This window comes from Pseudarcicella hirudinis (assembly GCF_900115665.1).
Taxonomy (GTDB): domain Bacteria; phylum Bacteroidota; class Bacteroidia; order Cytophagales; family Spirosomataceae; genus Pseudarcicella; species Pseudarcicella hirudinis.
Window position 1 is genome coordinate 37,380 of record NZ_FOXH01000022.1, and the last position, 19,577, is coordinate 56,956.

A 19,577-nucleotide genomic window follows, 5' to 3' on the forward strand; every position below is an offset into this window, starting at 1 on the left:
TATTAGTCGGTTAATTCTTCACAGAAAAAACCTAAAAGGTTTATGTTTTGGATAATTTCATGGGCTCTGATTTTCATGGCTTCCACCCTGAGAACCAAATCCTTGTCTTCGAGGTCAATATTCCATTTCAGCACTGAAGGATGGGTATTGAGCCAGTTACCAACCATTTTCACTTCTTTCTTAAAGCGGATGTTGGTTTTAAATACGAGTATTTCTAAGTAAGAGGTCATAGCATAATTTCATTTTGTTGTTTTTCAAGAGATTCTAATCAGGAATTCAGTCATGGTTTATGGTTTCAATGCTTTCAATACCAGAGCAAACATTTCCCACATATCCTTTTCCGAAAAAGTATATGGCCTGCCGCCCACACTGCGGCCATCGTTATGAAATCGGATAAGATTATGTAAAGGTGCAAAAGCGATCGACCAATAAACTTCCAAAGTTAAAGGAATAAGTTCCTCTTTTTGTATAGCATTTCTGACGAACTGCCCCATAATGGCTCTAAACTCCACATTTATTGCCGCAAAAATTTTTTCCCGATAAGTAGAATTTCGGAGAAGCTCAAAAAGATCGTACGATTGCTTGTTTTCCAGCCAAAACCCCGAACGGTTTATCCATTGGATTTTCAGGCCATCGGCAAAACTCATTTCCGGAGAAAAATTCTTTAAAGTTGCCTCGGATAGTCGTTTTCCCTCCTGAATACCCAATTTCAAAATCAAATCTTCTTTATCCTGATAATAGATGTAAAGTGTTGCCGGACTAACTCCGGCAGCTTTTGCAAGTTTTTGCATGCTGAAACCATCCAGCCCTTGTAATACCAGCATTTCAAGGGCTTTTTCTCTGACAATCAATTCTTTATTTTCGTCTCTTGTTCTCATATTTAGCACAAATATAAATGAACGTTTGTTTATTTTACAAACATTAAGGTTATTTTATTGAAAGAATCTGTTAAATAAAAAACCGTGATGCCATCAGATTTTCATTCTGACAACACCACGGTAGCTATAGAAAGGTTAATTATTTATTCCAGAGGGGATTATTTTCAGGCATATCTTTCCCGATCAACTCGAGTAATTCTATGGCATTCAGACACCATTGCGCAGTATTATTGGTTGAGATTGCAGGAATTTCCTGAATGGGGTTCAAAACCTGCGATCCTTCAATTTTTTTAGTTTCAAACTGCTTTACAGAACCTTTTAAAAATTGGTTCCAGGCTTTTTCCGCCAGTTTTTTATCTTTTTTAACATAGGAAGCATATGCGGGTAAACGGGAAAAATGTGTTCCGGGCGTTTCAAGCTGTTGTTCTTTTCCAAACACCCGTTTCACTTCTTCTTTAGGTGCACCATATAGTTCACAGTATTGCAGCCACAATTTCTGCCAGTCCGGATTGTCGATACTTTTACTCAGCTCAAATCCGATTTCGGCTCCTCCCATCAGGGTTGTAAGATGAGAAACTCCAAGATCTCCCGGATTCAGCTGATACATTTTACTATCTTTCGGATCATATCCAAAAGCTCCTGCCACACCCGAATAAAAACCATAAGGCATTGTGGCAAAGCTGCCGATGCCTGCATTAATTTTATCCAGCCATTTTTTTTCTCCGGTTCTCTCCCACTGTGTCATCCAGTTGCCGACCAATGCAATCCAGTCAGGACCAACACGGGCATGTGTCGGATATTTTGAAGGGGGTAAAATCAACCTCAGCGGATCTGTTTTCTCCAGAGCATCATCTGCATTGGCAACTTCCTCCATCAAATCTCCTGTTCTTTCGTCTGTAGTAAGGTAATAATAGAATCGCTTCAGTGCGGCCTGACTGATTCTTACTTCCTTTGACCCACATCCCCAGTGCCTCACATTATGTCTTGAACCTAATCCGGCAAATTTACCCAGGTGGTAAACATCAACTTCAGATGTATGGCGAGTCATTGCTTCCGCCATTCTGAAAATATCAGCGTCTCCGGATCTGAGATAGGAATACCATAGCCACATATCAGGTACTAATTCTGTATTTGCCCAGGCAAATCCTCCTACGTCATACCTCCAGGTATGCCTGACGCTGTCATAAGTATGCATTACATCCCCATAATTCCAGAATCCATACCAATGCCGTTGCTCCACTTCTTTCTGATAAAAAGAAATCGCTTTATCCAATTCACCTTCGATCCATCGTTTGCCGGCAGTTGAGCGATCCGGTAAACTCCAGATGCCAAAGGCGGAAACACTGTGCAAATACTCCGGGGTACAGGCAAGCAGAGGGGGCTGATTACTAAACTGAGCTTGCTGAGCTAATAATTCATGAGACGGAACCTCTCTTGAAGGAAATAACATTAATTCTGAAGTTCTGGCTACGCCATTGGCAGTACTAAAACCCTTTTGTACATCTTCATAACTTGCTTCGAGTCCGTGAGCAGTAGTATCGTAATGTCTCAGATCCATTGCCTCAGCGTATGGCGACCAAAGCCAGGCTCTTAATTCAGCATTTGAGGAAGTTGCATTTCTGATTTCCAAAGCTGCGGGATATGATTTCCAGAAATTTTTGACCGCTATTCCCAATCCTCCTGAAATATCTCCGACGAATCCCAGACCAGAAGCTCTTTTCCCGCCTCCTGCATCAATCCAGGCACTTTTTGAATTAGTTCTTTTCTGGATTGTAAAACCATCCGCAGAATTCTGCATCAGTTTGTAATCGTTCCAGTTTGCCCAGTCTTTGATAAGATTCTGACCTTTTTCATCAAATTCTTCCTGATTTGGCAAAGGTTTGCCTAAAAACTGGTCTTCATAAACTGGCCTGTCTCCTTTCTTCAAAACCCTTCTGCCTGTCAGTACTTTTACAGGTTCTGCCCAAATCCCATCTTCCTGTCCTGAAAAACGCACATGCCTGTTATGCATCTGTTCTTTCATAGGTACATTAAAAAAGACCCCTAAACCTCTTATAAAATCTTTCTGATCGTCTCCGTCAAAAATAAAACTGTGAACCATTCTGATATGCTCCTGTCCGGCATAAAAATACAAACGAACATGAAAAGGAAGCCAGCTTTTGTTTCCTGTTTCTGTTCTGTGCATTCCCTCTATATGCACGACTGCTCTCACCGGACCGGACTGTTCTATTTTAACGCTGGTTATTTCACTCTGACTCAACTGCTTTACCGGAGAATTAAAATCTTCCGCATCAGGACCATCCTGAGAAATTACCGTAAGTCTCCCTGCATTGGCAACCAGTTTTCCGTTAAGTTTAAGAGAATCTAAAATGAAAGTGCCTTTTTTCGGAATCTGGCAGGTAAGTATTCCGGTATTTATTTCAAAAATGTTCTTTTTCTCTGCAATTTTAAGTGTCCCGTCTACAGATTTTTTCAAATTGTCCGAAGATAATTGTAAAGTCTTAGCAGATTCACCCCCAGCTACAGTTGCCAGTCCGAGCCATTTCACAGAACCATCCGGCCAGTAGGCAAGAGTCCAGGACTGCAAAGGCAGTTTCTCTCCTTTTAAATTGCTCAGCGTCAGGGATTGTCCGGGTTTTACCTGGCCTTTCCCGAAAGGAACTCCCCAGCTAACCCCGATAGGATTCTGAGGTGCTTTCCCGCCTAACCATTTAAGCGTTATCGGTTCGATTTTTTGGGCCTCAGCAGATTTTACTGTTATGCTCATACACAAAACAATACTCAGAATGCTATGTTTTGCCCTTTGGAAAATTGAAGTTTCAGACATAAAATCATGAAAATAAAAAGGGCAGACTTCAAATCCACCCTAAGATTGATACAATTTCCTCAAAGATAATTCTCATTTATAATCACAGCGTCCTGCACCATCCGGTAGGTAAAAGGGAGGAATAAAATTTTAATTTATAATGAATTCCGTAAAGTTACTTCGAATCGGTTTTCAACATGTTTTTTGACATTTTGCTGAATCAATTGTGCTGCCATTGTTCCCATTTCGCAAAAATTAGTGGAAATGGTGGTAATACCATCAAGTATAATTTCTTTAAGCGGAGTTTCATTGTAAGAAATCACCCCAACCTCCTGCCCTACTTTCAGGTTCTGAGAAAGAATACTTTTCATTAAGACAACCAGGTCATCTTCCATAAGGCTGATATACACTTCTCCAGGTTTGATTTCCTCACAATTTATATCATGAACTACTTTGTATTCAAAAGCATAATCATTGCAGAAATTGAGAAAACCATTCAGTATTTCTTCAGGGTAATAACTGTTTTTCGGAAACAGAATTTTTAAGGTATTGTAATTACAAAGCCGTTCCAGTACCTGACAAAGTGCCTCATAAATATCTTTTTCAAAATTTTCATATACTGCGGCATATTCCCCTTTTACGCCCTGAACAAGCTTATCCAGCAACACCAGCTTGTCTTTAGGAATAGCGCTTATCACTTCATTCACTTTTCCCCCATCATTCAGGAAATGAGGTATAATGACAAAATGAGAATAATCTTCTTCTTTTTTGCTGTGAATAAGCTTCTTGAAAAGCCCGAAATCATTGTTATAAATATAAAAATCAATTACCACCTGTTCTCCCAGCTGCGAAACAAAAGAATCGTAAATAATCTTCTTATGTACAGACAGTTTATTAAAGAGCAGAAAAACTTTCAGCGGCTTTTCAAATTCAGTATTCTTGATAAAATAGCCTTTACTTGGTACCGACTCCAGTATTCCGATATGCTTCAGGTGTTTGTAGGATTTCTCAACCGTATCTCTGGACACATCCAGTTCAAAACTTACCTCATTGATAGAAGGAAGTCTGTCATTTAATTTAATTTGTCCCCTTTCAATGCCTTTAAGCGTGGAATGGATAAGTTGAAGATATTTTGGGGTAACAGATATTTCATCAACTTTGATAACGTCCCATATTGCAGATCTTTTCATTTCCTTAATTAGACAACTTTGATAATGGGGTATTGAATATTATTTTTCTTAAACTTTCAATACGATAACCTTGTTTCAGCCAGCATAAATAAACGTAATCAACTATACGTAAAAATCCGGAAAACGGGTACTCATTTCCACCGAATTTCTCATTACTCCCCTGACTGAGTTTTTTTTCAGTCTTTACAACAGATAAACTACCCCGGTTTCTCATGATAAGAAACACAGAATCTCTCTGTTATTTGCCGTAAATCCCGCTGTCAGAATATGCTTTTTCCAAGAAACAGAAAAAATACTGATAAAAACACTAAGGTCTCAGGCTGAACAAGGTTAAAAATCCGGACTTAATAAATCAAACATTGAATTGCATTTATTTATGCAATCGTTATCGGGAACGTTGCCAAAATAAACAAAACATAGAAAAAGTTAATTTTATCCAAGACAAATGTTCCAGTAAAATAAAAAGCGGTTCTTTTTTCTCTGATGAAAAGCCTATCTGAAATTGTAAAAAACCACTTTTTAACCGGAGAAGCTACTTTCTTCCAAAACATTCTGCCGGAGATCCTGTCAGAGAAATGCCGGTTCTTGAAAACCGGAAGGTCCGGCGGGCTTTTTAGTTGGCAAACATGTTCATGAAATGTTAAACTTTTTTCTTAATTTTCGAGTCAGTAATTATTAATTGTAAGTAAAAATTACTTCAAAATTTTCCCATTAACCATGTTGAAAAAACTAATTACAATCTCATTCCTGCTTTTATCTCACAGTTGTTTACTTTTTGCACAGGAAGAATGGACCGTAACCGCCAACAACATCAACCCCGGTAATTATTATGGGGTAACCGTTGCAAATGGCATGATCGGAATCGTTTCATCTGCCGAGCCTCTGAAAGTAAAAGACGTGGTATTAAACGGTGCTTTTGATACTTACGGACGCGGAAGGGTATCCAATATTCTTAAGACATTCGACTTTGCGAATATGGACCTGGACGTTGATGGCAGAAGGTTATCAAGGGCCGAAATTTCCAATTATGTTCAGGTGCTGAACATGAAAAATGCTTCTCTTACCACAACACTTGATTACAAAGACAAACTGTCTGTAAAGTACACGGTCAGAGCCTTAAGACATTTGCCTTTTACAGCCATGATAGATGTGGAACTGACTGCCAAAAAAGATTGCGAGGTTACTCCGCACAGCATTATGTCTGCCCCGGATATGCTGAGAGATGTCAAGAATTTTTATCACCTCATTGACAGGCCTCATGCTCTGATTCCGCTCTTGACCTCTGTCGCAAAATCTCCTACCGGAAAACTGACCCTGGCAGCTTCAAACTCTTTTATTTTTGAAGAGCCAAGAGGAAAAGAACCTCAGCTGATTCATGAGGAATGGGATTATGGCCTTCATCGTCTGAAGTTTACCAAAAAACTTTCAGCCGGAGAAAAATACACTTTTACCATTGTAGGCTCTACCATCTCTTCAGAGCATGTAGCTGATCCGCAAAATGAAGCTGAACGTCTGACCATTTTTGCAGCTCTGGAGAAAAAAGACAGACTTTTAAAACGTCATCAGGAAGCATGGGATAAACTCTGGGAGTCAGATATCAAAATTGAAGGAGATGATGAAGCTCAGAAAGCCTCTCATTTTGCCCTTTATCATTTATACTCATTTTGCAGAGAAGGCCAGGCTTACAGCCTTTCACCGATGGGTTTATCAGGTTTAGGATATAACGGACACGTTTTCTGGGATACAGAAATCTGGATGTACCCTCCGATTCTGATATTGCACCCTGAAATGGCCAGATCTCTTCTGGAATATCGTTTTGAAAGACTCGAAGCGGCAAAAGCCAATGCAAAATCACATGGTTATAAAGGAGCAATGTTCCCCTGGGAATCTGATGACGAAGGACAGGAAGCCACTCCGGTCTGGGCGCTTACCGGCCCGTTCCAGCATCATATCACTGCAGATGTAGGTTTTGCCTTCTGGAAATATTATGCGGTCACCAAAGACAAAGAATGGCTGCGAACACGAGGGTATCCTTTATTGAAAGAAGTGGCAGATTTCTGGGCCAGCAGAGTAGAAAAAGGAGCTGATGGCAAATATCATATTATCAATGTAGTATGTGCTGATGAATGGGCTGAGAATGTGGATGATAATGCCTATACAAACGGTATTGTTAAAGAAGTGTTACAATATGCTACCGATGCGGCGGATGATCTGAAAATGAAGGCTGATCCTAAATGGGAAGATATCATGGATAACCTGGTCATCTGGAAAAACAGTGAGGGCGTCACAAAAGAGCATGCCACTTACAACGGAGAAACCATTAAACAGGCGGATGTTAATTTGCTGGCCTACCCATTGCATGTAATCACAGACCCGGCTGCTATCAAAAAAGACCTTGATTATTATGAAAGCAGATATTCACCGGATGGCCCTGCGATGTCTCTGGCAATTCTGAGTATTTTGAATACCCGTCTGGGAAATCCGGAAAAAGGCTATGAATGGTTTGTGAAAAGCTATAAACCGAATCAGGTACCACCGTTTGGCGTTTTGGCTGAAACAGCCGGAGGTACCAATCCTTATTTTGCTACGGGTGCAGGAGGTTTTCTTCAGACCTTATTAAATGGTTTCGGAGGATTAGAAATTGACGAAAATGGCATCGAACAACGTAAAACCAAGCTTCCGTCTAAATGGAAATCCCTGACAATCACAGGAGTAGGCCCTGAAAAGAAAACTTATACGGTTAAAAACAAGTAACTAAAATGAACCCTTAGAAGTCAGATGTCTTACTTCTAAGGGTTTTCTTCTTTTTCTGAAATGTTATTTCTTCCTTTTTCTTCTCCAATATTCCTGCTGGTATTGTAAAGGCGTTTTTTGAGTAATGGCCTTAAAATGCCGGTTAAAGTTTGAAGAATTATTAAAACCACTGTCAAAACAAATCTGACTGACACTCAGATTTCCATCAATCAATAGTTTGCAGGCATGTCCGACCCTGACTTCCAGAAGAAGCTGAGAATAGGTTTTATTGGTTCTTGACTTGAAATACCTGCAAAACGAAGTCGGGCTCATATTGGCAACTTCTGCTACTTCTTCCAGGGAAATCTTCTTTTCAAAATTGATCAGTGTATAGTTATAAATCTGGTTAAGCCTCTGGTTATCCAGATCATCAAGCGAAAATTCAAAGTTGGTCGGAGAAATCAAGCTGATATCATCAGAAGAGGCAAGGATTTTCAGAATTTTCAGCAAATGAATAATTCTGTCCAGTCCATCCATTCCAATCATTTCTTCCATCAGAACCCTTACTTTTTCCTTTGTTTCTCCTTCCACATGCAAACCTGACTTTGCGCTTTCCAAAAGGTTATAAATCGCCTTTAATTCCGGAAGATTGCCAAAACGTTCTCCCCACAAATCAGGCAAAAAATGAATCACTTTTGATTCGGCAAACAGACCTGCCCGACCCTGATGATATTTTTCTTCACATCTCCACATATGAGGCAGATTTGAACCTACCATTACCATATGATCTTCAGAGAAATTTTCAATGCTTTCCCCGATAAACTGGGTTCCGGATCCTTTTTCGATATGCAACAATTCTATCTCAGGATGATAATGCCAGTGATTATAAAAAAATGGCACAACATCCCGGCGAATACTGAAAGAAAGCTCTGGTTTTAAAGGAACCTTCAGAAATTGTGGTTTCATTGTTCAATTTTGATGAAATTCAACATAAATATACAATAATTAACCTCCCTTTTTAATATTTATGATAAAATAGTACGAAAATAAGCTAATTGCTTGAAAGTTTTATTGCTCGAATCAGTTCTATCTTTGTATCGAAAGTACAAAACAATATTTGTTAAATACAATATAACCCAGAGATTCATTGTGGCCATGAAAACGACCCGTTCTTCCAAATCAATTCTTGCATTGCCTGATGTTGAGCTCTGGGATTGTCTTCGTCAGGGAGACAAAGAGGTGTTCAACTTCATCTATCAGCAGTATAACAGACCGCTGTACAGATATGGATCTCAGTTTACGTATGACCGTGCTTTACTTGAAGACTCAATTCATGATTTGTTTCTTGAAATCTGGGAAAAACATGACAGACTGAGTCCGGTTGACTCGATTAAATTTTATTTATTCAGGTCTATCAAAAACAATTTGGTAAGAAGGTTGGTGAAGGCTAAAAACTTCAGTCCAATCTATGAAACGGAGGTTTATGAACATTTCTCACAAGAATGTTCACACGAGCACAGGCTTATTGAAAATGAGCACAACCAGGAGAAATTAAGAAAATTACAGGAATCGACCGCTTTATTGCCGAAAAGCCAGCGTGAGATTCTATACATGAAATACTTTACGAGAATGAGCTATGATGAAATTGCAGAAAAGAAGGCCATTAACCGGCAATCTGTCGCCAATTCATTATTCAGATCATTACAAAGGTTAAGAGAACAATTCTAGGGTAAATAGTTGATTTTGGTTAATGTAATGACAAAAAATCCTGGATCATTGTCCAGGATTTTTCTTTTTCATACATTCCGCTGCGAATACAATCAGAAGTTTTTATCCAGCAGATAAATCAGAGATGCCATAGAAGCTGCACCAAGTTCCAATTCCCTCTGATTTACGTTTTCAAAACGGTCAATCGGTGTATGGTGATACTCAAAATATCTTTGAGAGTCAGGTTTAAAACCGATCAGAATCGTTCCTAAAGGTGCTAAAGGACCAATATCAGTTCCGCCGCCGCCTTTTCCGATTTCATGTAATCCGTAAGGATCCAGTAAATCTTTAAATGTAAGAATTTTTGTCAGGTCATTAGCAGAACCTCCCTGAATCCCGAAACCACGGGGTGTAAAACCTCCCGCATCCGATTCAATGGCAAACAAATGTTTCTCATTGTTTTGTTTAGCTAGTTCTGCATATTTCTGACCGCCTTTTACACCATTCTCCTCATTCATAAATAATACCGCACGAACAGTTCTCCTTGGCTTAATGCCCAGGTTTTTCATCAAACGCAATACTTCTATTGACTGTACGCAACCTGTTCCGTCATCATGAGCTCCTTCAGCCAGATCCCAGGAATCCAGGTGGCCTCCTACTACAATAAACTCATCAGGTTTTTCTGTTCCTTTTATTTCTCCAACCACATTATAAGAAAGTACATCCGGTAATGTCTCACAATTCTGTTTAAAATAAAACTGTAAAGAAGGGTTCTCCTTTAAACTTTTACTCAGTAACTCCGCAGCATTAGTACTGATCGCCGCCGCAGGAATTAATGGAACGCCCGTTGCATAAACCATTGAGCCCGTATGAGGATGGTCATTCAGCGTACTGCTCAAGGAGCGGACAATCATCCCGATTGCGCCTACCTTTGCCGCCTCATTAGCACCGCTTCTGCGCTGATCTCCGGCTCCGCCGTAAGCTTCAAAAGTGCTGATTTTTTTAGCATCCATCGGGCGGTTGAAAAATACAATTTTACCTTTGCATTTGTCTTCTCCTAAAGCTCTGAGCTCCTGAAAATTATGTACTTCCACTACTTCAGCGGTAATCCCTTTGGCAGGGGTAGCTACCGACCCACCCAATGCAACCAGAGGCACAGCAACTTTTTGTTTGTTATTAAGGATAAAAGCTTCTTCCTTTTTTCCACGGACCCAATGAGGAACCATTACTTCCTGCAAAAAGACTCTGTCGAATCCTTGTTTTTCAAGCAGGTCTTTTGCCCATATCACAGCCTTTTCAGCTCCTTTGGAACCACTTAATCTCGGTCCGACTTCAGATGTAAGCTGACGAAGCCATTCGTATGACTTTCCATGTTCCAATACCTCATCATAAATTTTGCGGATGGTAAGAGAATCTTCTTTTTGTGCATGAGCCGTTCCTAAAGACAAACTCAAAAGTGTGGTAACCAGTAAAAAATGTTTTTTCATAAAATGTAAATAAATGGTAGTTAGAATTTGATAAAGTTTTGCATAAATGCCAATTCCCGGAATTTTTCCTGAAATTTGCCCTTAGTAACAAAGATATTCTATTGTCATTAAAATACATTAAAAAATCCAATGCAAAACCCCTTATCATATCAGATACCTAAGATTTTTACAAATTTCCAGAATTTGATTGCAGCCCAGAGTACCCGTCTCGGCGGGGTAAGTAAAGAACCTTACAGCTCTTTGAATCTTGGTAAATCCACTGCCGATAATCCTGAGCATGTACTTCGGAACCGCGAGCTGTTTTTTGGCGGACTCGGCATTTCATCTGACAGAATTGTACTCTCTCATCAGGTGCATGAAGACAAAGTTCTGGTGGCTGACCGGCCGGGTAATTTTGAAGGATATGATGCAATCATCACAAATACCAAAAATCTATTTCCTGCGGTATCAGTTGCTGACTGTACACCTGTATTAATTTATGATTCCGGGAAAAAAGCAGTGGCGTCTGTACATGCAGGCTGGCGGGGTACGGTAAAAGAAATCGTAATGAAAACACTTCAGACTATGGAAAGTCATTTCGGGACAACAGCTTCCGACTGTTTTGCCTTTATTGGTACCTGTATTGACGAATGTTCCTTTGAAGTCGGGCAGGAAGTTGCCGATGAATTTCCTGAAATTTTCAAGAGATTTGATAAAAACAAACAAAAATATTTCGTAGATCTGAAAGCAGCCAATAAAGCTCAGCTAATGGCTTTCGGGATTCCGGAAAGCAATATTGAAATCTCAGATTTATCCACAATTCTTCATAATGACCGCTTCTTCTCACATCGTCTGGAAAAAGGTATTACCGGAAGAATGATGGCAGTAATCGGCTTAAAATAAGGTTATTCCTGTTTTCAGGTAAAAAATGCCCCGTTTCAATATGCTTACAATCAAAAAGGGAATCGATCCGAAGTGGATCGATTCCCTTTTTGATTGTACAGATGCTGGTTTTAGTTACCGGAACCTTTTACTCTGTTTTTCTCGTCTTCCAAACCTGTAGCTCTCTGACGTGCAGCAGCAACTTTGTTATTACCAAAACGGTAAGTGAAAGTCAAACGGGCTACACGGCTTTCCCAACGGTTACTTACTTTAACATCTATATCGTTGAATACAAATGATCCGCGGAACTGATTCAACCAGAAAACGTCATTTACATTAAGTTTCAAAGTTGCTTTATTGTTCATCAGTTTCTTTTGCACACCCCATGAAATAGCTCCCATGCTGCGACCAGCCAGCTGACCTTCAATAAATGGTGCCTGATACCATCCGCTCAATTCCATTGAATAGCCGTTAGGCAATGTAAACTGGTGAGAAGAGTTAAAAGTATATGACACAGTTGAAGCATCCAATGGTTTGTAAGTAGTTGTTGTTGAACCATCCGAACCAAATACCACGTTAGGAATATCTCCTACATAGTGATTATAATAAACATTCAGGTAAGAGTTACTTGTCCACCATTTTGCAATTGGCACCGGAGCAGAAAAGGCGATTCCGATATTATCTACATGACCAATGTTTACTTTAGTCTGGTTTGTTGTTTTACGGGCATTGTCCTGTTCAAGGATATCTGTCATCACGTCATTGGTACGGCTAAAATTTAAAGTCGTCGTAAATGCATTCTTGTAAGTATGAGAGACTTCGATCGCATCAGTATATTGTGGCAATAAGAACTCATTACCTCTCTGGAATGTATATGGATCCAGGAAGAAAAGGAATGGATTCAAATCTTCATAGCTCGGGCGGTCAATTCTGCGGCTGTAAGAATAACCTAGCTGATTGTTTTCTGATAACTTCTGACGGAAGAAGATACTCGGGAAGACGTTGGTATAATTTCTTTTCAACAAATCTTTCCCTCCTAAAGTACCCTGTCCATTGGTATTCTCAACCCTGAAACCTATCTGTACCGATAATTTTTTAAACTCTTTTGAATAGTTCACGTAAGCTGCATTGATATTTTCATTGTAAACAAATACCCTTGTTCTCAATGGATCAGGAACAATTGTTTCATTATTTTCACCTTTCAGAAAGACAAAAGCCATGTCATTATCAGATTTCACAAAACTTGTTTTTGCCCCGGCTTCAAATTTTGCTTTGTTTTTCAAAGGCATTGTAAAGTCAAATTTTCCTGAATAAATATTAATTCCTGAGAGTGTCGTACCATTTTCATTTCTCACCTGTCTCAGAATGTTTTCACGGTCAAACTTGTTGGTGCGATATTTCTGATCCGTAGAATTATTATAATGTGCATAATCAAGATCGGCAGAAAATTCTTTTCCGGTAGAATCGTAAGTATGTTTGAAGTTAAGATTGGTAGAATAATTACTCCAGTCACTTGCAAAATCGCTCTTGGTAATTGAGGTAGTATCCAAAACAGCAGCAGCATTTTTAATCTGCGTATTATTGTCTCCAATTTGTCCCCAATGCCCGGTCATGCCATTAAAGAGTACCCCGATTGTATTTTTCTTATCTATGAAGAAATCCGCTCCTGCTTTATACGAAACTGAATTACTTTTCTGGAGATTGTTACCAACCTGGTCAAAACCAGAGGTTTGAACCCCATTTTCAAAGAATTTCCGACTGATATTCTGAGTTTGGAAACCATCACGGCCATTGGCAGAAACGTTTCCAAAAATGTTTACTTTTCCCTGGCGATAATTAAGGTTGATTCCGGCATTTTCCTTTGGAAACCAACGATCAAGTCCATAACCTATTCCGGCGTTAAGTGATCCGTTCAGACCCATATTCTGGTTTTTCTTTAACCTGATATTGATAATCCCGGCATTTCCGGCTGCATCATATTTTGCAGGAGGATTTGTCATGATCTCAATTTTATCCAGCTGGCTCGACTGCATATTTCTCAACATGTTTGCCAAATCACTGGCCGACATATAGGTTGGTTTGCCGTCCAGCATTACCATAACTGATTGCTTTCCTTTTAAAGAGATGTTTCCATCCTTATCAACTGTCACGCCCGGTGCTTTTTCAAGTACTTCTATCGCACTGCTTCCGGCAGAAACGATTGAGTTTTCTACATTTACAACTGTTCTGTCTATTTGTTGTTCAATAAATGGTTTCTTGGCAACAACCTGAACTTCACCTAATTGCTTTGCATCTTCATTTAAAACAATATTCGGGAATTTGATTACTCTGTTTCCTTCTCCGATTGTGAAAGCCGGTGTAAAATATTTTTTGTATCCGACCTGGGAAACACTTAGTAAATAGTTTCCATCTGCAACGCTTTCTATTTCAAATTGTCCGTTTACGTCTGTTAAAGCCCCTTTTGCCAGGGTAGAATCTTTTGCTTTCAAAAGCATGATACTGGCAAATTCAACAATCTTTTTATTGTTGTCCACGATCTGACCGGTAATATTTCCTCTGGTTTGTGCTTGAGCAGTAAATCCTGCGTTAATTGATAGGATTGAGAGGAGTGTTAAAAAGTAAAATAAACGTTTCATCTGGTTGAGATATAAGGTATTTGTTTTATTCATGCCCAAAGTTCTTTATTTCACTAGTACCTTGCAATACAAACTACCTTTATAGGATGTATAAAATGATAAATGGTAGATTAGTCTTATGAAAGTTTTGGGAGCGTTTTCAGGGATATGATGCAGATGCCCCAAAAAAGGTTGCAGGCTGGACGGAAAAAAAATTACAAATTGCAGTATAAATACCAGAACTAAACTGAAATACTCAGCATGAAACCGGCAAATATCTATCAAAACACCAACTTTATCCATTTAAAAATCAACCACTTACCTCTAAACAAAAAATATAACTGAAAGTCATGAATCTCAGGGAAGCAATTTTAGCTCAGCACTCAAAAGAGCAGGTAAACAAAATTGTAAGCTTTATAAATGGTGATCCGGAAAAATTTGCGGAATTAATGCATCTCTTTTTTGAGGGTGAATATCGGGTTACGCAACGGGCAGCATGGTCTATGAGTGACTGTGTACGCAAATGGCCGTATCTGCTAAACCCCTATTTTAAACAAATTCTGGAAAATCTGCTGAAACCGGATTTACATGATGCTATCAAAAGAAATAGCACCAGAATTTTGCAGGAGGTCGCCATCCCGGAAGATTTACATGGTCTTGCTGCTGAAATTTGCTTCGGTTACCTCGAAAAAAAGAGTGAGGCTGTGGCTATCAGAGCATTTGCCATGAAGATTTTATATAACCTTAGTTTGATTTATCCTGAATTGCAAAATGATTTAATTGTTCTTATCGAAGAACAATTACCTTATGAGTCTCCGGCCTTTACTAACAGAGGAAAGAAAATTCTGGCGGGTTTTAAAAAGCGTGCAACTACGTAGGCATGTAACCACATAGGAGCATAGGACACATAGAGACATACCTGTCACCACATAGGAGCATAGGGCACATAGAGACATACCTGTCACCACATAGGAGCATAAGGACACATAGAGACAATGCTTTTTGTTTGAAATCTTACTTTTCAAATCAAATTTATCTGACAACAAAAATCCCGCGTGAAATCACGCGGGAGGCTTTTCCAGAATCATTGAGCCTTTCGGTTCATCGATTATCAGAAAGTATAATCTATTGTCCGTTAATTTCTCTTTTCTGTTCCCTTAAAAACTTGTCTCTCGAAATATTTTCTAAAGGTGGTAGTTCATATGCTTTTTTCCAGTCGTCTCTTTTCAAATCACCATTTTTGATTGATTTGATAAAGTTCATCCAGGCAAAAGGGTTCGTTAATGCCAGTAATGGGCTCTGAAAACCATTTCTGTTAGCATTGGCAAAAACCATTTGCTGGGAGAAGTTCCTGAAGTTGGCCGAGGTACCCATACCCGCCTGCAAAGCCAGGACATTCAGTTTTGACTGTTCAAGGTTTTCGGCCAAAGCTTTACGCTGACGCTCATCAGCCAGCTTCATGTCCATAAATGCCTTTTTGAAATCTTCTTCCGTACTGTAAGGATAAACTTTTACTTCTGCCAGAACTTTAGTGTCTTCCTGCATGAAAATCGTTGCAGAATGCACCTGCTCTGTTTCCCTTGGAATGATATAATATCTCTTTCTGAATCCTACGTAACTAAATACGATACTATCCCCCGGATAAACCAATAACTTAAAAAAACCAAAGTTATCGGAAAGTGTTCCTCTTCCGGAGTGGGGGTTAAAAACATAGGCATTTGGCAAAAATTCCGAATTCCGGTCAGTTACAACTCTTCCGGAAAACTGAACTGTTTTGTCTTCACCTTGTGCAAATAATTTCACTGTGCTTGTTAAAAAGCATAGAACAATAACGAAAAATATGCGCTTGATTTTCAAATCCATAAAATATTTATCAGCTACAAAGTTATTTATTTAACGTTTCCTCGTTTGCTTCTATTTGTCTTTTTAACAGTTTTTAACGTTTTTCTTTCCTAAGGGAATTTACGAAAACAATTTTAAAAATGTAATAATAAATGGTACGGAAAGTAATAAACCATCAAATCTGTCCAGAAATCCTCCATGCCCCGGGATTGTTGAGGCGGAATCTTTGATTTTAATGCTTCGTTTGAACAATGATTCCACAAGGTCACCATACGTTCCGGCCACTACAATAATTCCCCCGACGCCAAACCACTGCCATGCTTTCAGGTCATGGAAATACAGGGATAATATATAAGCTACGATCATAGAAGCAGCAAAACCGCCGAGGCTTCCCTCCCATGATTTTTTAGGCGAAACTCTTTCAAATAATTTGGTCCTACCGAATTTAGTTCCTGCAAAATACGCACCGGTATCACTTGCCCAAAGTAAAAACAAACAGCCTAACACTTTTTGCCAGCTGTATTCATAATTAGTCATGAAAGCCAGTACAGTTACCAGGGCAAATGGCAAAGCCACGTAAATAATTCCCAAAAAGGTATAAGCGATATTCTTAAATGGTTTTTCGTCTTTACCTTTATATAATTTAATAAAGAAAATGCTGGCCAAAAGCGGAGAAAGTATATAATAATTCTGATAAGGAATCATCCCTTTTTCAATCAGAAAAGTAAGAGAATGAAGTACAACCCCGCAAAAAGTTCCGTAATAAGTAAGGGGAAGATTACCATCCAAACCCAGTAACTTATAAAATTCCAATTGCGCTAAAATCCCGATGATTAAAAATAAACCTAAAAAAGTCCAGTCGCTGTAATAAATACAAAAAATCAAAAAAGGCACAGCAATAATTGCAGCAATGACCCGCTGTTGCAGGTTTGACATATTGTTTAGTTTTTCGTTCATTTAATCCTGGTTTATTTCTAAATCGCTGATGAAATATTTTAAAGTATGAATTTTATAATTTTATGTAAAAACTGAATCCTCTGTTTTTGGGGTCATCAATTCAGGACATCTGAAATCCTGCCTTCATTTTCAAGCAGGAATTTTGCCAGAACGGCCTTGGATACATGTACATACAACTCCGATAATCCAAAAAGGTTGTTATAGGAACTGGCCTGTTTGTTCAAAACCACCACTTCAATCTGATGTTCATCTACCAGATAAGCTTTTGCTAATTCTACTTTGATTGTATTTTCTGACTCAAAAATTTTAATCCAACCAGTCATAATTTTGCATTTTGAACATTTGAAAGAAGCAGAATTGTTTACTCAGATTTCCCTCATTTTGTTTCTGTCAGAAACTCTTCCCTGATAAAACCAGTAAATAATGGCAGATGTTATAGCCACTGAAACCAAAACCCAGATAAAAGAGGGACTTTCCATCTTTTCTATATCCGTTTCGGTAACCTTAATTTGGTAAAGATATATCATCAGAATGGTAAATCCATTATTGACAAAATGTGCCACCACCGGAATCCAGAGGTTTTTTGTCCAGTAATACAAATATCCAAACAAAGCTCCCAACATCATTCTTGGTACAAAACCATAAAACTGGGCATGTATTGCGCTGAAAATGATAGCAGAAATCCAGATAGATAAATGCGGATTACGGGTATGTCTGATCAGTAAATTCTGAATAACGCCCCTGAAAGTAATTTCTTCTCCCAACGCTGCCAAACCTGCAATAACAGCCATTGCAATCACAAACTGTTCAAAAGTATGAAAACTGGTCAGGAATCTGGTCATTTCTGCCAATTGGTCTTCGCTTTCCCGCATCCAGGTCTCAACACCCTTGAGTGTCTCCGGCAGCACCATGCTTTTGTTCAGATTATAAATAAAATCATTGAAAGGTATTGCTGCGACAATAAGTACAATAATCGCAATCCAGATTAAAGGATTGGCAACTCTTGTGGAACTAAAATCACTTATACGGCGTCTTTCTATAAATCGCCAGTAAAAGCATGAGGCTCCCACGAAGCTGAACAAGGCAGAAAACCATTGCAAAGCCATAAGTGCATACCAGCCATTTGGGAAACTTTCGGGGTGGGTAATTAACGCCTGAATCTGGCTTTGAAGTTGTGTCGCATTGGAAGTATGGGTCATTCCCGTCATAAACATGACGATAATTAATCCAAAAATCTGACCAATGAAAGAACCAACAAAGAATAAACCTCCTAAAATCAATAACTTAGCAATTAAAGGACGTTCAGTAATTGGGGAAATTTTGCCATTTTCTAACATAATGGTTGTAAATTTACAGCAAAAAAATCAGTTATTCGTTTTTGAGGATTGGTTATTAGAGATTTTGTTTAATCTTTGAAATCATCCTGAGCTTAAATATAAGTCATTTTTGCCCGGAGAACTGAAAAACGTAAAGAGTAATCTGTCACAAATTAAGAGTCAATGGTTAAAATAGGGAACATAGAGTTAGAGGATTTTCCATTATTACTGGCACCTATGGAGGATGTTTCAGATCCTCCGTTCAGAGCGGTATGCAAAGAAAACGGAGCAGATCTGATGTACACAGAGTTTATTTCGTCTGAAGGTCTGATCCGCGATGCTGCCAAAAGTGTTCAAAAACTGGATATTTTCGAATATGAACACCCGATTGGTATTCAATTATTTGGTTCTGATATAGAAACAATGAGAACCTGCGGTGAAATCGCGACCAATGCCAAACCGGATCTGATTGATATTAATTACGGTTGCCCTGTAAAACAGGTTGCCTGCAGGGGTGCAGGAGCCGCTTTATTACAGGACATCCCAAAGATGGTTGCTATGACCAGGGCTGTTATTGAATCAACACATCTCCCTGTCACGGTTAAAACACGTTTAGGATGGGATGAAAGCACTAAAAATATCGAAGATGTTGCTGAAAGACTTCAGGATATCGGAATTAAGGCCCTTACCGTTCATGGCCGCACACGTGTGCAGATGTATAAAGGAGATGCCGACTGGCGTTTGATCGCAAAAATAAAGGAAAATCCAAGGATTAATATTCCCATTTTCGGAAATGGAGATATTGATTCTCCGGAAAAAGCACTGGAATATAAGGAAAGGTACGGGGTAGATGGCATTATGATCGGAAGAGCCTCAATCGGTTATCCCTGGATTTTTAACGAAATCAAGCATTTCTTAAAAACCGGAGAGCATTTACCGGAACCAACCATTGAAGACCGGATTAATGTTTGCAGGAAACACCTGGATTTTTCAATCAGATGGAAAGGAAATCATTCCGGTATTGTTGAAATGCGACGTCATTATTCCAATTATTTTAAGGGTCTTGACCATTTCAAGCCATTTCGTATGAAACTGGTAACATCTCCTGACTATCAGGAAATTACAGATATATTACAAGAAGTAGCAGTTTTTTATTCTCAGGAAGTTCTTGTTTGAAAAAGGCAG

16 protein-coding genes are annotated in these 19,577 nt (G+C 39.0%); 5 read left to right on the forward strand and 11 right to left on the reverse strand.

The features are described from left to right. Positions 1–2: 2 nt before the first annotated feature. From BM179_RS24165 to BM179_RS24180, 4 genes are all read right to left on the reverse strand, one after another. Complete coding sequence (locus tag BM179_RS24165) at positions 3–230, reverse strand: hypothetical protein (RefSeq protein ID WP_092019727.1); 228 nt, start codon at positions 228–230, stop codon at positions 3–5. Positions 231–287: 57 nt separating this feature from the next. After that, positions 288–878, reverse strand: coding sequence for a TetR/AcrR family transcriptional regulator (locus tag BM179_RS24170; RefSeq protein WP_092019728.1), 591 nt, complete (start codon positions 876–878; stop codon positions 288–290). 139 nt (positions 879–1,017) lie between these two features. Next, complete coding sequence (locus BM179_RS24175; protein ID WP_143095316.1) at positions 1,018–3,645, reverse strand: exo-rhamnogalacturonan lyase family protein; 2,628 nt, start codon at positions 3,643–3,645, stop codon at positions 1,018–1,020. A 194-nt stretch (positions 3,646–3,839) separates the two neighbouring features. Further along, on the reverse strand, positions 3,840–4,874 hold the full coding sequence (locus tag BM179_RS24180) for a GntR family transcriptional regulator (protein WP_092019730.1): 1,035 nt from the start codon (positions 4,872–4,874) through the stop codon (positions 3,840–3,842). Positions 4,875–5,591: 717 nt separating this feature from the next. Here BM179_RS24180 and BM179_RS24190 point away from each other — a divergent pair. Further along, complete coding sequence (locus tag BM179_RS24190) at positions 5,592–7,628, forward strand: kojibiose hydrolase (RefSeq protein ID WP_092019732.1); 2,037 nt, start codon at positions 5,592–5,594, stop codon at positions 7,626–7,628. Positions 7,629–7,691: 63 nt separating this feature from the next. On the opposite strand, the gene BM179_RS24195 is transcribed toward BM179_RS24190, so the two are convergent. Continuing rightward, positions 7,692–8,573, reverse strand: coding sequence for an AraC family transcriptional regulator (locus tag BM179_RS24195; RefSeq protein WP_092019733.1), 882 nt, complete (start codon positions 8,571–8,573; stop codon positions 7,692–7,694). 189 nt (positions 8,574–8,762) lie between these two features. On the opposite strand from BM179_RS24195, the gene BM179_RS24200 reads away from it, so the two are divergent. Beyond that, positions 8,763–9,335 (forward strand): RNA polymerase sigma factor, encoded by a 573-nt coding sequence (locus tag BM179_RS24200; RefSeq protein ID WP_092019734.1) that lies wholly within the window; start codon positions 8,763–8,765, stop codon positions 9,333–9,335. A 92-nt stretch (positions 9,336–9,427) separates the two neighbouring features. Here the strand turns inward: BM179_RS24200 and BM179_RS24205 are convergent, their stop codons facing one another. After that, positions 9,428–10,801 (reverse strand): M28 family peptidase, encoded by a 1,374-nt coding sequence (locus BM179_RS24205; RefSeq protein ID WP_092019735.1) that lies wholly within the window; start codon positions 10,799–10,801, stop codon positions 9,428–9,430. A 129-nt stretch (positions 10,802–10,930) separates the two neighbouring features. Here BM179_RS24205 and pgeF point away from each other — a divergent pair, with 129 nt between their 5' ends. After that, entirely contained in the window at positions 10,931–11,683 is a 753-nt protein-coding gene (pgeF, locus tag BM179_RS24210; RefSeq protein WP_092019736.1) for a peptidoglycan editing factor PgeF, read from the forward strand. Between the two features lie 110 nt (positions 11,684–11,793). Here the strand turns inward: pgeF and BM179_RS24215 are convergent, their stop codons facing one another. After that, positions 11,794–14,298 carry a TonB-dependent receptor gene (locus tag BM179_RS24215; protein WP_177219504.1) on the reverse strand — a complete coding sequence of 835 codons (2,505 nt, stop codon included), beginning with the start codon at positions 14,296–14,298 and terminating at the stop codon, positions 11,794–11,796. Between the two features lie 329 nt (positions 14,299–14,627). Here BM179_RS24215 and BM179_RS24220 point away from each other — a divergent pair, with 329 nt between their 5' ends. Next, on the forward strand, positions 14,628–15,155 hold the full coding sequence (locus BM179_RS24220; protein WP_092019738.1) for a HEAT-like fold family protein: 528 nt from the start codon (positions 14,628–14,630) through the stop codon (positions 15,153–15,155). Between the two features lie 247 nt (positions 15,156–15,402). Here BM179_RS24220 and BM179_RS24225 read toward each other — a convergent pair whose 3' ends face one another. The 4 genes from BM179_RS24225 to BM179_RS24240 all read right to left on the reverse strand — a co-directional run bounded on the left by BM179_RS24225 (position 15,403) and on the right by BM179_RS24240 (position 18,413). Then, positions 15,403–16,080: a carboxypeptidase-like regulatory domain-containing protein gene (locus tag BM179_RS24225; protein WP_177219505.1), complete on the reverse strand. Its 678-nt coding sequence runs from the start codon at positions 16,078–16,080 to the stop codon at positions 15,403–15,405. A 159-nt stretch (positions 16,081–16,239) separates the two neighbouring features. After that, on the reverse strand, positions 16,240–17,076 hold the full coding sequence (locus BM179_RS24230; protein ID WP_092019740.1) for a phosphatidate cytidylyltransferase: 837 nt from the start codon (positions 17,074–17,076) through the stop codon (positions 16,240–16,242). Positions 17,077–17,171: 95 nt separating this feature from the next. After that, the gene (locus BM179_RS24235) at positions 17,172–17,399 is read right to left on the reverse strand and encodes a hypothetical protein (RefSeq protein ID WP_092019741.1); all 228 of its coding nucleotides are present in this window, start codon (positions 17,397–17,399) and stop codon (positions 17,172–17,174) included. A gap of 42 nt (positions 17,400–17,441) precedes the next feature. Beyond that, positions 17,442–18,413: a CPBP family intramembrane glutamic endopeptidase gene (locus BM179_RS24240; protein WP_092019742.1), complete on the reverse strand. Its 972-nt coding sequence runs from the start codon at positions 18,411–18,413 to the stop codon at positions 17,442–17,444. Positions 18,414–18,575: 162 nt separating this feature from the next. On the opposite strand from BM179_RS24240, the gene dusB reads away from it, so the two are divergent. Continuing rightward, entirely contained in the window at positions 18,576–19,568 is a 993-nt protein-coding gene (gene dusB / locus BM179_RS24245; RefSeq protein ID WP_092019743.1) for a tRNA dihydrouridine synthase DusB, read from the forward strand. Positions 19,569–19,577 lie beyond the last annotated feature (9 nt).